The 14,532-nt window shown below is 54.7% G+C and carries 14 protein-coding genes; 2 read left to right on the top strand and 12 right to left on the bottom strand.

Annotation, left to right across the window (positions count from 1 at the left end):
- Positions 1-230 precede the first annotated feature (230 nt).
- The 6 genes from NP603_RS16750 to NP603_RS16725 form a co-directional block, all read right to left on the bottom strand.
- Positions 231-743, bottom strand: coding sequence for a hypothetical protein (locus tag NP603_RS16750; RefSeq protein WP_256612035.1), 513 nt, complete (start codon positions 741-743; stop codon positions 231-233).
- Positions 744-847: 104 nt separating this feature from the next.
- Complete coding sequence (locus tag NP603_RS16745; protein WP_256612034.1) at positions 848-1,384, bottom strand: hypothetical protein; 537 nt, start codon at positions 1,382-1,384, stop codon at positions 848-850.
- A 605-nt stretch (positions 1,385-1,989) separates the two neighbouring features.
- Positions 1,990-2,214 (bottom strand): sulfurtransferase TusA family protein, encoded by a 225-nt coding sequence (locus NP603_RS16740; protein ID WP_256612033.1) that lies wholly within the window; start codon positions 2,212-2,214, stop codon positions 1,990-1,992.
- Positions 2,211-3,254 (bottom strand): tRNA (5-methylaminomethyl-2-thiouridylate)-methyltransferase, encoded by a 1,044-nt coding sequence (locus NP603_RS16735; protein WP_256612032.1) that lies wholly within the window; start codon positions 3,252-3,254, stop codon positions 2,211-2,213. The genes NP603_RS16740 and NP603_RS16735 overlap by 4 nt, the downstream gene beginning before the upstream one ends.
- 167 nt (positions 3,255-3,421) lie before the next feature.
- Positions 3,422-4,054, bottom strand: a complete 633-nt coding sequence (locus NP603_RS16730; protein ID WP_256612031.1) for a response regulator — start codon at positions 4,052-4,054, stop codon at positions 3,422-3,424.
- Positions 4,051-6,663 (bottom strand): sensor histidine kinase, encoded by a 2,613-nt coding sequence (locus NP603_RS16725; RefSeq protein ID WP_256612030.1) that lies wholly within the window; start codon positions 6,661-6,663, stop codon positions 4,051-4,053. The genes NP603_RS16730 and NP603_RS16725 overlap by 4 nt, the downstream gene beginning before the upstream one ends.
- A 160-nt stretch (positions 6,664-6,823) precedes the next feature.
- Between NP603_RS16725 and NP603_RS16720 the strand changes: the two genes are divergently transcribed.
- Complete coding sequence (locus NP603_RS16720; RefSeq protein WP_256612029.1) at positions 6,824-7,978, top strand: PilT/PilU family type 4a pilus ATPase; 1,155 nt, start codon at positions 6,824-6,826, stop codon at positions 7,976-7,978.
- 18 nt (positions 7,979-7,996) lie between these two features.
- On the opposite strand, the gene NP603_RS16715 is transcribed toward NP603_RS16720, so the two are convergent.
- The 3 genes from NP603_RS16715 to lexA are packed head-to-tail and all read right to left on the bottom strand — an operon-like array spanning position 7,997 to position 9,157.
- Positions 7,997-8,320, bottom strand: a complete 324-nt coding sequence (locus NP603_RS16715; RefSeq protein ID WP_256612028.1) for a YqfO family protein — start codon at positions 8,318-8,320, stop codon at positions 7,997-7,999.
- 45 nt (positions 8,321-8,365) lie between these two features.
- The gene (locus tag NP603_RS16710; RefSeq protein ID WP_157198033.1) at positions 8,366-8,515 is read right to left on the bottom strand and encodes a hypothetical protein; all 150 of its coding nucleotides are present in this window, start codon (positions 8,513-8,515) and stop codon (positions 8,366-8,368) included.
- Positions 8,516-8,527: 12 nt separating this feature from the next.
- The gene (lexA, locus tag NP603_RS16705; RefSeq protein ID WP_256612027.1) at positions 8,528-9,157 is read right to left on the bottom strand and encodes a transcriptional repressor LexA; all 630 of its coding nucleotides are present in this window, start codon (positions 9,155-9,157) and stop codon (positions 8,528-8,530) included.
- 583 nt (positions 9,158-9,740) lie between these two features.
- Between lexA and ftsH the strand changes: the two genes are divergently transcribed.
- Complete coding sequence (ftsH, locus tag NP603_RS16700) at positions 9,741-11,654, top strand: ATP-dependent zinc metalloprotease FtsH (protein WP_256612026.1); 1,914 nt, start codon at positions 9,741-9,743, stop codon at positions 11,652-11,654.
- An 84-nt stretch (positions 11,655-11,738) separates the two neighbouring features.
- On the opposite strand, the gene NP603_RS16695 is transcribed toward ftsH, so the two are convergent.
- Genes NP603_RS16695 through petA form a run of 3 tightly spaced genes read right to left on the bottom strand, consistent with a single transcriptional unit; the run spans position 11,739 to position 14,458 of the window.
- A complete protein-coding gene (locus tag NP603_RS16695; RefSeq protein ID WP_256612025.1) occupies positions 11,739-12,461 on the bottom strand; it encodes a cytochrome c1 in 723 nt (240 codons plus the stop codon).
- Positions 12,462-12,464: 3 nt separating this feature from the next.
- Complete coding sequence (locus tag NP603_RS16690; protein ID WP_256612024.1) at positions 12,465-13,862, bottom strand: cytochrome b; 1,398 nt, start codon at positions 13,860-13,862, stop codon at positions 12,465-12,467.
- Entirely contained in the window at positions 13,859-14,458 is a 600-nt protein-coding gene (gene petA, locus NP603_RS16685) for a ubiquinol-cytochrome c reductase iron-sulfur subunit (RefSeq protein ID WP_256612023.1), read from the bottom strand. Before petA ends, NP603_RS16690 begins: the two co-directional genes overlap by 4 nt.
- Positions 14,459-14,532: the final 74 nt, after the last annotated feature.

The raw sequence follows: 14,532 nt of genomic DNA, 5'->3' as shown, positions 1-14,532 counted from the left end.
GTGCTCGGCGCGGCATACGGGACAAAACCATCCCGGAATTTGAAGGCCACCTTGATTGTCCGTAAATGTAGCCTCGATGTAGTGAAACGAAATCGAGGAATTGACGACTTCAATTGCCCTCGATTCCACTTCGTTCCATCGAGGCTACTTGCTGTCCACAACGTAGCATATTGGGTAGTCCGAGTTGATGCGATGGTTAGGCCAGAAAGTAAACTCCTAATCCACTCCCTTTATATTTCTTTTATGTCAGACCTTTTCTTTCCAGAATTACTACTCAGGAAGCTATCAAGGTATGACTTGTTTTTGAAAACGAAAGTATGCATGGTCCCGTGCCATTCAATGTATTGCACTGCAGCACCTGGCGAACAGCACCCCGGCTTCATTTTTAATTTAGCAACCTTTACCGCTTGCCTATAAGGCCAAAAACTCAACAACAAAAGTATCACTCCAGCAATAAAACCTATCAGACCACTGTTCGACGCACTTGCAGCAAAATACCAAGTAACAATTCCAAACAGAAAACCAGCTAAAAGCCAACTGCCGGCACTCTCAAAGCTTGCTTTATGGTTTAAACAAGACGAACAATATGGTACTTCCCACCAAGAAGTTTTAGTTGTACGAACCCTTTTTCCAGTCGTTCTTGATGCTGATGCTTTAAGATGTTTATCTGCCGAATCACCACAACAGGCGCATTTTCGTGGCCAAGTCAATAAATTTGCGGAAATTTGGAATCGATAAGCCATGATGTGTCTGTCCTCTTTGGTTCGCTTAACGTAAAGCTAAGGGGCGCGAAGCCGAGCTTCCCTTTGAGCGCAATCTTAGGAATTTTTATTTCTTGCTATTACAGTTAAAAGAATATTCTTAATATATTGAATTGATTGCAAAAATGTGAAAATTTATGCCAGAAGAATTCTTGCGCATCGTCTCTGCTCATCCATAAATCAAACTTTTCCTTTTTCGACTTTTTGGCATGAGACAGCTCGCCATATATAAATATATCCATTAACATTTGGTTTGAAATATTTTCGTCTTTGAATATCAAGTTAGTGCTTTCCGACAGGAAGGAATTCAGATTGTTTCGTGCAGAATTGAACTTATTTTTCTCTTCACTAGTTACAAATTCAGAATCAAAAAATTTTTGTAAGTTTCTGATTGAAGTTGCTTCATTGTCTTGTATGAAAAACCGGAAAGTCAATATAAAGGCATCGATATTTTCTTGGTTTGGCCTGATGCTTCTGATGTTTAATGGGTCTTCACGGGATAAGTCAATGCTTATATCCAAAGTGAATTCTTCTTTTATTTTTTTCACAAAACCGCTATTTTCAAGCTTATCGGCTTTCTCAATAAATAATTCTAATTCTGGGGGGTGTGAATCAAAAGCCATGCTTACTTTCCAAAAGACGACTAACACGTTATTAGATAGTTACTGTATGTCATCCAAATCAACAAATAAAACAGTTGCTTTTTATAGCGAGGGTTTTCCCCGTATGCCGCGCCGAGCACCGGAGCTTTCGGCGGGAATAGCCCGCAGGGGTGCGGCATGGATGCCGCACATCGACAGAGGGGCAGGAGCCCCTTCTGTCGATCCCCGTCGAAAGCGAGGAGCGCAGGGAATAAGCGGCGTCCGGGTGTCATTTCTTTTGGATACTTTTCTTTGGACAAGCAAAGAAAAGTATCGCGGTTGTCGGTCCGCGAACCGACATTAAAAAAATCCGTCGCGATAGCGACTCAATTGTTAACTCGGCTCTAATTCTACTTTGTCAGATTAGAAGAAAAGCCGTCATACCAGCCGGGCTACCCAAAGGGCACAAGACCGGGTATCCAGTGCCATGGATGGCGGGCTTCGACCGTCCATGGAGCCTAGATTCGCTTCGTGGTCTAGGGCTCTGGCAATCCATGCCGGAATGACGGCCTTCGTTCAGCACCCTCAAGGGCAAAAGGCGAAAGTTGTTTAAAGGCCGGGTTAATAGTCAGACAACCGCAAACAACTCAACCCACTTCCAAAACAACCACATACTCCCCATCACCCGCCCGAGTCTCCAACACCTGATGCCCATTAATCCGACACCAGGCCGGAATGTCCTGCATTACGCCGGGATCGGTGCATTCCACGGTCAATATGTCGCCGGGCTGTAAACTCTTGACCTTGTCCTGGGTGCGGATCACCGGCAACGGGCACAGCAGCCGGCGTGCGTTTAACGTGAATTCGCTCATACGAACCACTCCTCGCGGATTTGCTCGGCCGGCAACGGTTTGACGAAAATATTGCGTTCGGCGCCGGCGCGGTCGCGTATCGTCACTTCGACTTGTTCGGCGTCGCGGCCCTGGCCGTAACGCGCCAGGATTTGCCCGGCCAAGGCCAAATCGTCTTCGCCGACTTCGCCGTCGATCAGCACCAACGGCCCGCGGTGGCTGGCGCAATGCATACTGACGAACTCTTTTTTATAGCCGCTCATGAAGCGGGCCTCGCCGTCCTCGCGGGCAACGATGATCTTGAAATGCGGGCGCGGGCGAATATGGCGGCCGACTTTCAACAGCATGATGTCGTCCAGATCGTAATCGCGTTTGCCGCGGGCCTGCCACAGGTCGGTCAATTTTAACGAATAACTTTCGTCGGTCAGGAAGCAGCAGCCACCGGCCGGTTGGGCGTAGTCGGCAAAACCGAATTCTTTGGCCAAAGCCATTTGCGGTTTGCGGGAGCGGCCGCTGAAGCCGAACATCTTGTCGCGGCTGATCCAGCCCTCGCGTTCCGGCAAGGTGGCGGGCAGATTTTGCGCCGACAGCGGCCGCACCAGCAGGTCGTCGGCTCCGGATTCGGCAGCAACGATAGGCATGGTTTGCTTGCGTTGCGACATGGGCCGTTGGCCGACCACTTCGCCGGTGATGATGAAATCGAAGCCGTTTTCCTGCATCCACTGCTTGGCCTTGTTGACCATGAAGATCTTGCAGTCCAGGCACGGGTTCAGATTGGCGCCGTAGCCGTGTTTGGGGTTCAGCAACACCTGTTTGTATTCCTCGATGATATCGATGATGTGCAGCTTGATGCCGAGTTGTTCGGCTACCCACAGCGCGTTGTTACGCTTGACCTTGTCGGCGTCCTGCTTGCGGATGGCGTGGGTGTGGCCTTCGACGCAAAATCCGGTAAAGAAGTTGATGCCTTCGACATGGATGCCCTGGTTCATGATGGTCTGGCAGGCCAGCATGGAATCCAGGCCGCCGGAAATCAGCGCCACGGCTTTTCGTTGTTGACTCATAACGGGGGGATTAACGGAAAAAACGCAGCATTATACTGTGGATTGGGCGTTCCGGGTTAGGTCGAGTGCAGCGACGGGTTGTAAAAGCCCACACATAACAAGGGCTTGCGAATGTAGCCGTTGCCGCGTCGCCGGGCCGAGCGCGGAAGGCGAGCGGATGGCCTGGGTTACGGCTGCCAGACTTGGGCGTCGTAATAACGGATCAATTCCGCCGTATTTTTGATTTGCAGCTTATCGCACAGACGGGATTTGTATGTACTGACGGTTTTGTTGCTGATCCCCAGTTCCTGGCTGATTTCGTTGATGCCCTTGCCGCTGGCCAGCAATTGCATGATTTGAAACTCGCGGGCCGATAGCTTCTGGTGCGGTTTTTTTTCGGTCTCGGCTTCGTCGGCGAACACGATTTTCTCGGCCAGTTTGGGATCGATGAAGCGCTGGCCGGCCGCGACTCTACGGATTGCGGCCATCAGCGTTTCCGGATCGCTGTCCTTGGTCAGGTAGCCGTTGGCGCCAGCCTTCAATGCTAAGCCGACGATTTGCAGTTCGTTGTGCATGCTCAGCACCAGTATCGGTAAAGCCGGGAATTCCCGCCGAATCCGTCCGATCGCCTCGCAACCGCCCGGGCCGGGCATGTTCAAATCCAGCAGAACCAAGTCCACTGCGCAGTGTCGTAGGCAGTCCAGCAGTTGCTCGCTGTTTTCGGCTTCGCCGCTAATTTCGATGTCCGCATTCAGAGCGAACAATTGTTTGAGCCCGCTACGCACGATGGCGTGGTCGTCGGCTATCACCAGTCGAATCATAAGACGTTTCTGTTTAGGGCGGCCGGGATTCTGACGCGAACGGCGGTGCCTGCCTCTGGGGTACTGAGTATTTCGGTTACGCCGCCGAGCATGATGGCGCGCTCTTGGATGCCGATCAAACCGAACGATTGGGTTTTCCTGGCGTCCGATGCGTCGAAACCGCGGCCGTTATCGAAAACTTCCACCAAGTAATGGCTCGCTTCGATATCGATGCGGATTTTAACCCGATCCGCGCCGGAATGCTTTAGCACGTTGGTCAACGATTCCTGGACGATGCGGAATACCGCCATCGCGCATTCCTCGTCCATTTCCAGTCCTTGTTCGGGATGGATGAAATCGCAAGCGATGCCTGACTGGTCGGAGAATTTTCTGATTTGCCATTCCAGTGCCGGGACGATGCCCATTTCAATTGCCGACGGTCGCAGCGAGGTTGCTACGTCGCGGGTGACTTCGATGGTTTTGTCAAGCAGTACCATCGTATCCTGAATCTTCTCCGCCAGCGCGGCGTTGTCGCCGGCAAAGCGCAGCCGCATCAGCGAAATTTGCATGCGCAGCGCAGTTAGCATCTGGCCGAGTTCGTCGTGTATTTCGCGGGCGATGCGTTTGCGTTCCTCTTCGCGAGCGGTTTCGCGGCGGGCGTAGAGTTGTCGCAGCCGGTATCGCGAGTGTTCCAGGTCGCGTTCTATCTCTTTCAATTCGGTAATGTCTTGCGAGGTGCCCACCGCACGCAAAAATCGGCCCTGGCTGTCGAAATCCAGCTCGGCCCGTTCCCGCAACCACTTGATCTGGCCGTTAACCAGAATGCGGTGCTGGATGTCGTAAGATGCGCCTTCCATTGCCGCCTGCCAGGCGCAATCGACAAATGCTCGGTCGTCCGGATGTACGCAATACAAAAAGTGTTGGTAAGTCACTTCGGTCCCAAGCGGGGTACCGAATATCCGGTAATTTTCGTCCGACCAATGCAAGGAAGCCCGGTCGGCGTCCAGCCGCCAACTGCCAAGATGCGCCTGCGCCTGCGCTTGCGCCAAGTGAGCTTCGCTATCGCGCAATGCATTTTCTATGGTCTTGTAACGAGTGATATCGATATTGACGCCGACGATTTTTTGTTGCGAAGCGTTAGGGCAACTGCCGACGATCGCGGCTGCCTGGATGTAACACAAGGCGCCGTCGCTTCTGCGCCGGATGCGAAATTCCCAATGTTGCTCGCGCTTGTGGTGGATCAATTTGCGCAGTTTGGCTTTGCAGCGCGCCAAGTCTTCCGGGACGACAAGTTCCGCCCAGATGTCGTAGTTTATCGGCGTGCCTGGCGCGATACCGAATATCTGGTACATGCGCGGGTCCCAGTCGGCCTGGCCGCTGCCGATGTCCCATTCGCAGATGCCGATCGCCGAGGCCTGGGTAGCCAGGCGCAAGCGCTCGCTGTAGTTGCGCAGCGTTTCTTCGGCGATGCGTTGGTCGGTAATGTCTCTGGCTAGGCCGGCGGTGCCGAGCACTTCGCCGTTTTCGCCGATCACCGGCGATTTGATGGTTTCGGTCCAGGTTTCGCGGCCGGCGTCGAATGCGGGTTCGGTGAGCTGAATTTGCCGGCGGTTCTGCATGACCTCCCGGTCCACCGCCAGGTAATGTTCGGCGAGTTCTCGCGGCCAGATGTCGTAATCGGTAATACCGTCTAGGGCCTGCAGTTCATTGATGCCGACCGCTTGCAACCAATGCTTGTTGGCTTGCAGGTAACGGCCGTCGCGGTCTTTCATCCAGGCCAGGAACGGCAGGTTGTCGTAGATCGCCCGCAGGCTGGCGGCCGATTCGCTGATCCTTTTTTGTGCGGATTTCAATTCGGTTACATCGGTCACCAGTACGAAAAAACCGTTGACCCGGCCGTCGGCGTAATCGGGCAAGTAGGCTGCCTGGGTATAGCGCTCTCTGCCGGAAACGTCGACGATGGTGCGTTCGAAAAACTGAGGTTCGCCTGCCAACACCGCATCCAGATAAGGCTTGTTCAACCCATACAATTTGTCGCCGATCACCTCGCGGATGTGCTTGCCGAGCATGCTGCTCGGCGTAAACCCGAACCATTCCTCGTAGGCGGTGTTGCCGAAGCGGTTGCGCAGATCGCGGTCCCAGTAGCCGATCATGGCCGGCATGTGATCCAGCACCGCGCTCAAATTTGGGCTGTGTTCCAGCAGTTCTGCGGCGGATTCAGCTGGCGGAAGAGGCGGACTTGGCGAACGGGACGAAAACAATAACAATTGGGCTTGGCCTTGCCGGCTGTCGAGCCGGCGAATTTTCAGCGACAGCGGCTTGCTGGAACCGTTCGATGTGGCTAGGCAGAGATCGATTGCAGCCGCCGGGGTGGCCGCAACCTGGAGTAACAATTCGCCGATGTTGCACCGCTGCATCCGATCAGGGTAAAACAGGGGTGGTTGCCAATCGCCGATGAACTCCCAATCGGCGTCAGCAAACCCGAATAGTTCCGTCGCGGCGGCATTGGCGTACAGAATGCGTCGATCGGCGGCCAGTACCAACACGGCATCGTCGATACTCGCGACGATGCCGTATAGCCAGTCGATTTCGGCATACGGGTCATTCAGCTTAAATCGGGTGTGGGGCATGGCGTTGGCAGCATTGCAAAAACCGCAAGGATAAACGAGTAATCGGCGGCGCGGGCAAGGAATTTCTCGCAGCGATTCGGCCGGGTCGGTGCTTGGCGGGCTTCACTTGTCGGCCGATTGGCCTAAACTTTGGACATTTTTCAACGCGAGATTGGCCGGTATGGAATTTAGAGACTATTTGAAGATCCTGGTGCAGCACGACGGTTCCGATTTGTATTTGACGGCCGGCGCGCCGCCGGCCGCCAAATTCCAAGGTACCCTGAAGCCGCTGGAAAACGTCAAGCTTACCCCGGAGCGGATCAAGCAAATCGCCGACAGCGTGATGGACCACGAGCAGCGCGCCAGTTTCGAGCACGTGCCGGAGATGAATCTGGCCATTACCGAGGAAGGTATCGGCCGATTCCGGGTCAATATTTTCAAACAGCGCAACTGTTACGCCTTAGTAATTCGCAACATTAAGGTGGATATTCCGAATGCCGATGTTCTGGGTTTGCCGCAGATTTTGAAAGACAAAATCATGGAGAAGCGCGGCCTGATTTTGTTCGTCGGCGGCACCGGCTCCGGTAAATCGACCTCGTTGGCGGCCTTGATCGATTACCGCAACAGCAATTCGTCGGGCCATATCATCACCATCGAAGATCCGATCGAATTCGTGCATCCGCATAAGCGCTCGTTGGTCAACCAGCGTGAAGTCGGGGTGGACACGCTGAGCTACGAGGACGCGTTGAAGAATACGCTGCGCCAGGCGCCCGACGTGATCCTGATCGGCGAAATCCGCAGCCAGGAAACGATGGAGCATGCGTTGGCGTTTGCCGAAACCGGGCATCTATGCCTGTCGACCTTGCATGCCAACAACGCCAACCAGGCGCTGGACCGGATCATCAACTTCTTTCCCGAAGAACGCCGGCCGCAATTGTTGATGGATTTGTCGTTGAATTTGCAGGCCTTCGTCTCGCAACGCCTGGTGCCGACCATAGACGGCAAGCGGGTCGCGGCGATCGAAATCCTGTTGGGTACCAAACTGGTCAGCGATTTGATCCACAAGGGCGACATTCACGCCATCAAGGAAGCGATGGAAAAGTCGGAAAATATCGGTATGCAGACCTTCGACAGCCATCTGTTGAAGCTGTACAAAAGCGGCGTGATTTCGTTGGAAGAAGCGCTGCGCAATTCCGATTCGCCGAACAATCTGAAGCTGAAAATCAATTTGAGCGAGGGTTTGGGGTCGGCCACCAAACAAACCGGAGCGCTCGGTAGTCTGGCGTTGGAAGAGATCAGCAAGAAGGAAGGCGAGGACGGCGACGAAGGCCATTGATGCCCCGTAGCGGCCGGGTTATGGCAAATCTTCCGGATTCAGAATTTTATAAACTTCGTAGGCTGGTTGTTGGTAGGGATGGCAGGCCAGCAGGGTCTGCACGGCGGTTTTGATAACATGGTCGGCGCACACCATTTCCACCTTGTACTCGGCGACGGTTTGCAGCCGACCGATCGTGCCGAGATACGGCTCGCTGCCGGCTAACGGGCGGAACTGGCCCTGGCCCAGCATTTGCCAGCAACAGCGGTCGTAATCGCCGAAATGGCCGGCGCCCTTTTCGAACAAGGCTTGTTTGATGGTTTCGACGTGGCTGGCCGGCGCGTAGAAACAAAGTTTATACATTGCGCGCCGGCCGCTCCCGGCGAAACCCGCTATCGGCAAACCGCATCAGCCGGCCGCCAGCAGAAATACGCCCCACAACACGATGACCAGCGTGATTTCCTCGATCATGTTCAGTGCCGCCTGGCGGTCGGCACGAATGTGCATGGCTAATTGGTTGGCTTTTTGGTCTCGCATATGGACTGATTGGCGCGGCATAACGTTTCCTCATTAATGGTGGTGGGTATAACTCCGCATTTGCCCGACCAATACGCCTTGGATTTCCACTTGCTCGGGTTTGTAGCGCATGGCCTGCATCGTGGAATTGGCGGGTATCAGCAAGGTTTCGTGCGGATATTGCTCAATGAATTTCAAGGTGGCTTCGGCTTTGTCGACCAAGGCCACGACAATCTCGCCGTTACGGGCGTGGCTGCGTTGTTCGATAACGACCCAGTCGCCGTCGAAAATACCTTCCTCCAACATCGAATCGCCCTTGACCTGCAACACGTAACAGGATTTGCCGGTTTTCAACTGCTCCGGTACCGCCATGTAGGCAATGTTTTCGATGGCTTCGATCGGCTTGCCGGCGGCGATGTAACCGACGAACGGCAATAGATCGGATTGCTCGGCCGGCTTGGCCAGCGTCTTGGCGAATTCTGTCAAACGGATGCCGCGCTGTTTGCGCTCCGGCGCTTCGACTAGATTGGCGTCGATCAAAGCCTTGATCTGGCTGTGTAGCGAACCGCGCGATTTCAAACCCATCGCCGCGCAGAGTTCCTCCAGCGTTGGCGGATGGTTGAACTGATCCTGGTTTTGCAGCAGGAAGTCGAAAATTTCTTGTTGTTTACGGGTCAGGCTCATATTTGTTCTGTATTTGTTTTGAAAAAATAATACACATAAAACAAATGCAAAACAAATTATTTTTTCGGTTGCCAATCTTTGTCCGTTTTGCAGCAAACCAGGGTGGCAAAAGTCGTGCAGAGGGTGACGAAATTGTCGCAAATGCGACAAGGCTGGCCGGAATGCGAGCGGCTCCGGCTGCGTTGCACCATTTTGGTTCGGAGTTGCCCGGTTTGGGGATGCCGCGGATTGATGGTTTTACGCTGGGGCGATTGTGGCCGACGGCAAGCGACGACGGTACGTTATCCGGAATGGACCATGGCTGTCGCGGGAGCTCGGATATCCGGGCGTGCGGCGCCCGGTGCAGCTTCGACAGCGCTATCAGGCCGGCCGATCCGATAGCGCCGATACCGGGCGTAACGCCTAACCCAAAGTGCGACTGGCCGCTGGCGAAAGCTACGATAGCGCGGAATTGTTAAGGGAATACGCACCAATCGCGAGCCTGGACTGAAATTTGCATGATAGGGATAAACAATCGACGGCTCAGAAGGTCGGCTGTTTTTCCGCCGCTGCCGCGGCTTGCATCCTCATCAGGAGGCCTACCATGAAAAAAATCCTCATTCCGCTGTTCGTACTGGCCGGTATCGCGATTGCATTGTTTGCCGCTTTCAATCCGACATCTTCCGCCTACCGCAACCAAAACGACGAGTCTTATTCCGATTTCATTCTCGATGTCCGTAGCAAATCGGTGGCGGAGGTCGTACTCGACGGTCGTTCCATCAACGGCCGGCGCCATAACGGTAGCGAGTTCAGTACTTATAATCCGGGCGATCCGCGGATGATCGACGATCTGCTGGAATACGGCGTCAAGATTAAGGTCGAGCGGCCGGAAAACGAAATGAGCTTTCTGCAAATTTTCTATTCGTGGATCCCGACACTATTGCTGATTGCCGTCTTGGTTTACTTCATGCGCAAGCAGCAGCAGGGTGCCGGCGGCCAAAACGCTTTCGGCAAAAGCCGGGCCAAATTGATGACCGAGGATCAGGTCAAGGTGCGTTTCGACGATGTGGCCGGCGCCGAAGAAGCCAAACAGGAAGTGGCGGAGTTGGTGGATTTCTTGAAAGATCCCGGGAAATATGAAGCGCTGGGTGGCAAAATTCCGCGCGGCGTATTGATGGTCGGACCTCCCGGCACCGGTAAAACCTTGATTGCAAGAGCCATTGCCGGCGAGGCGGGCGTGCCGTTCTTCTCGATTTCCGGTTCCGATTTCGTCGAAATGTTCGTCGGTGTCGGCGCCTCGCGCGTCCGCGACTTGTTCGACAATGCCAAGAAGCGCGCACCGTGCATCATTTTTATCGACGAAATCGATGCGGTGGGTCGGGCCCGCAGCAGCGGTAACATGGGCGGCACCGAGGAGCGCGAACAAACATTGAACCAATTGTTGGTGGAAATGGACGGTTTCAGCGGCAACGAGGGCATTATCGTTATCGCCGCCACCAACCGCGCCGACGTTTTGGACAAAGCCTTGCTGCGGCCAGGCCGCTTCGACCGCCAGGTGCAGGTCGGCTTGCCGGACATCAAAGGCCGCGAGCAAATCTTGAAAGTGCATGCCGCCCGGGTTCCGCTGGCCGCCGACGTCGACATCAACGCTCTGGCGCGCGGCACCCCCGGATTTTCCGGTGCCGAATTGGCCAATCTGATCAATGAAGGCGCGTTGTTTGCCGCTCGCAACAACCAGCGGGAAGTGACCATGAACGACCTGGACAAGGCGCGCGACAAAACCATCATGGGTGCGGAAAAACGCACGATGATCATGAGCCGGGAAGAACTGTTGATGACGGCCTACCACGAAGCCGGCCACGCCATCGTCGGCCGGCTGGTGCCGGAACACGACCCGGTTTACAAAGTCAGCATCATGCCGCGCGGCGGCGCGCTGGGCATCACGATGTTCCTTCCGGAACGCGACCAATACAGCGCGAGCAAGGCGAAACTGGAAGGGCAAATTTCCAGCCTGTTCGGCGGCCGGATTGCCGAGGCTTTGATTTACGGTAAGGATAAAGTCACCACCGGCGCTTCCAACGATATCCAGCGTGCCACCCAACTGGCGCGAAATATGGTGACCAAATGGGGTTTGTCCGACCGCTTGGGGCCGATGGATTGCGGCGACAGCGATAGCGGCTATTTCGGGCCGCAAGCCAAACCGATGTCGGAGCAGATGGCCTTGTTCGTCGACAAGGAAATCCGGCGAATGCTGTCCGGCAATTACCAACGCGCCGAAACCATACTGAAAACGCATATCGACATATTGCACAACATGGCTCAGGCCTTGTTGGATTGGGAAACTCTGGATAAAGGCCAGATCGACCAATTGATGGGCGGTAAAAAAATCGCGCCTCCCAAGGCTGCGCTCGATCGGGCCAAAACCGGTAAAACCAGTACTGTTTGGAGCGATCCGGGGTCGGCCGGGTCACTACCTGGAGTGCCCGCCTTCGGTCGGCGTCCGTTCCAGGCCGATTAGCGTTGCCGGTTTAGCCCGAAAGCAAGGCATAAAAAAACCGGTATCGGTAGCCGATACCGGTTTTTTGCGCTCCGGGGCCGACGCTTAGTGCACGTCTTTCCAGTATTCCTTCTTCAGCAGGTAGGCCAAGACGATGAACATCAAGATGAAGAACAGCACGTATTTACCCATTTGCTGCCGTTCCAGTTGTACCGGTTCGCCGACGTAGACCAGGAAATTGACCAGGTCGTTGACCAATTTGTCGAACTCTTTCGGCGACAATTGTCCCGGTTGTTCCAGCCGTAAACCGGTGACTACGTCCTGGCCTTCCACTTTATGGATTTCGGCGGCTTGCGTGCCCTGCAACTGCCAGAACACGTTGGGCATGCCCACATCTTTGAACACCGCATTATTGACGCCCAACGGTTTCGACGGATCGTTGTAGAAGCTACGCAAATAGCTATACAGCCAATCTGCGCCGCGAGAGCGGGCGATCAGCGATAAATCCGGCGGTGTGGTGCCGAACCATTTTTCCGCGTCGTGCGCGTTCATCGCCGAATGCATCTGATCGTAGATGCCGGCGCCAAGCGGAGCGACGTTTTTCAGGATTTCCGCTTCGTCCAGTTTCAAATCCAGCGCGATACGTTTGTAGCGGATGTGTTTGGCCGAATGGCAGCCCAAGCAGTAGGTCACATAATGTTTGGCGCCGCGTTCCAGGGATTGGATGTCGCTCAGGTCGATATCGGCGCTGTCCAACTTCATACCGCCGCCGCTGGCCAGTACGTTGAAAGGCAGCAAAAACAAAAGAGTGTAGAGTGTCTTTTTCATGGCTTAGTCCAGGCTCTTTTTCAGGTTTTTTGCAAAACGAATCAGCACGGCTTGAATACCGGGCCAGTTCGGGCCTTTTTTCGGAATCGTACCGCCCAAATTATCGGGAACCTGACGGACTTCCACCACTTCTTCGATCAAGGCTTTGATTGCCGGAATCCTGTCTTCCAGCGTCGGTTGCGGAGTCAGATGCTCCGGTACCGGCTTGGTTTTTTCCCAACGGGTATACAACGGCATCAACAGGAAGAAGCCGAAATAAACCGCGGTGAATACCCGGGCTACCATTGTCGCGCCGGGCGTGGCCGGTTGCGTGCCCAGATAGCCCAAACCCAAGAAGGCGATGACGAACAATAGCACCGCTTTTTTGAACAGGCCGCCACGGTAGCGGATGGATTTGACCGGGCTGCGGTCCAGCCAAGGCAGCATGAACAGCACGACGATGGCGCCGCCCATGGCGATGACGCCGGCGAACTTATCCGGCACCGCACGCAAAATCGCGTAAAACGGCGTGAAATACCAGACCGGGGCGATATGTTCCGGTGTTTTCAACGGATCGGCCGGAATGAAGTTGGCGTGTTCCAGGAAGAAGCCGCCCATTTCCGGCATGTAGAAAATCACCGTGGCGAAGAAGAACATGAACACGCCGACGCCGACGATATCCTTGACGGTGTAGTAAGGATGGAACGGAATGCCGTCGATCGGGTTGCCTTTCCAGTTCAGGTTTTTCTTGATCTCGACGCCGTCCGGGTTGTTAGAACCTACCTCATGCAGCGCGACGATGTGCAGGAACACCAGGATCAGCAAAACCAGCGGCACGGCGATGACGTGGAATGCGAAGAAGCGGTTCAACGTCGCATCGGATACCACGTAGTCGCCGCGTATCCACAGCGACAATTCGTCGCCGATCACCGGAATTGCGCTGAACAGCGAGATGATTACCTGCGCGCCCCAATAAGACATCTGACCCCACGGCAGCAGATAGCCCATGAAGGCTTCGGCCATCAAGCAGACGAAAATCAGCATGCCGAAGATCCAGATCAATTCGCGCGGTTGCTTGAACGAGCCGTAAACCAAGCCGCGGAACATGTGCAGATAAACCACGATGAAGAACGCCGAGGCGCCGGTGGAGTGCATGTAGCGCACCAGCCAGCCCCAGTTGACGTCGCGCATGATGTATTCGACCGAGTCGAACGCCAGTTTGGCGTCCGGTTTGTAGTTCATCGTCAGCAGGATGCCGGTGACGAACTGGTTAACCAGAACGAACAGCGCCAGCGAGCCGAAAAAGTACCAGATGTTAAAGTTTTTCGGCGCGTAGTAATGCGCCATGTGTTCGTTCCACAAATCGGAGAGTGGAAAGCGCTCCAACAGCCAGTCGCTGTATTGATTCATTTTTTGCTTCATGCTGCTTTAGCCTCGCTGTCTTCGCCGATGACGATCAGATTGTCGGTTTCATACCGGTAGGGCGGAATTTCCAGATTGGTCGGCGCGGGTACGCCGCGGAACACGCGTCCGGCCAAATCGAACCAGGAGCCGTGGCAGGGGCAGAAGAAACCGCCTTTCCAGTCGTTGCCTAAATCGGCGGGGGCGATTTCCGGGCGGAAGGTGGGCGAGCAGCCCAAATGGGTACACAGGCCGATTGCGACAAAAATCTCCGGCTTGATCGAACGCACCGGGTTTTTGCTGTTATCGGGTTGCAGGGATTCGTTGGATACCGGATCGGCCAGTTTACTGTCCAGCGTGGCCAGCGTCGTCAGCACTTCCGGGGTACGGTTCAGGATCCATACCGGTTTGCCGCGCCAAGCCACCCGGATCAACTGGCCGGGTTCCATTTTACTGATGTCGACCTCGACCGGCGCGCCCGCCGCCATGGCTTTGGCGCTGGGCTGCATTTGTGAGAGGAAGGGCACCGCCAGATAACCGGCACCCACGGCTCCAACCACCGACAGCGCCGAGGTCAGAAATTGGCGCTTTGACGTATCGACGCCTTCTTGATTCATAGAACATACTCCTGTTGCGTGACGATGTATTTTTTAGAGCTACATCAATTTTTATAATTGTTTGGCAAATATAC

It is taken from the genome of Methylomonas aurea (assembly GCF_024505045.1).
Taxonomy (GTDB): Bacteria; Pseudomonadota; Gammaproteobacteria; order Methylococcales; family Methylomonadaceae; genus Methylomonas; species Methylomonas aurea.
The sequence above is the reverse complement of the archived record's forward strand: the minus strand, read 5'-3'. Positions and strand labels throughout refer to the sequence as shown.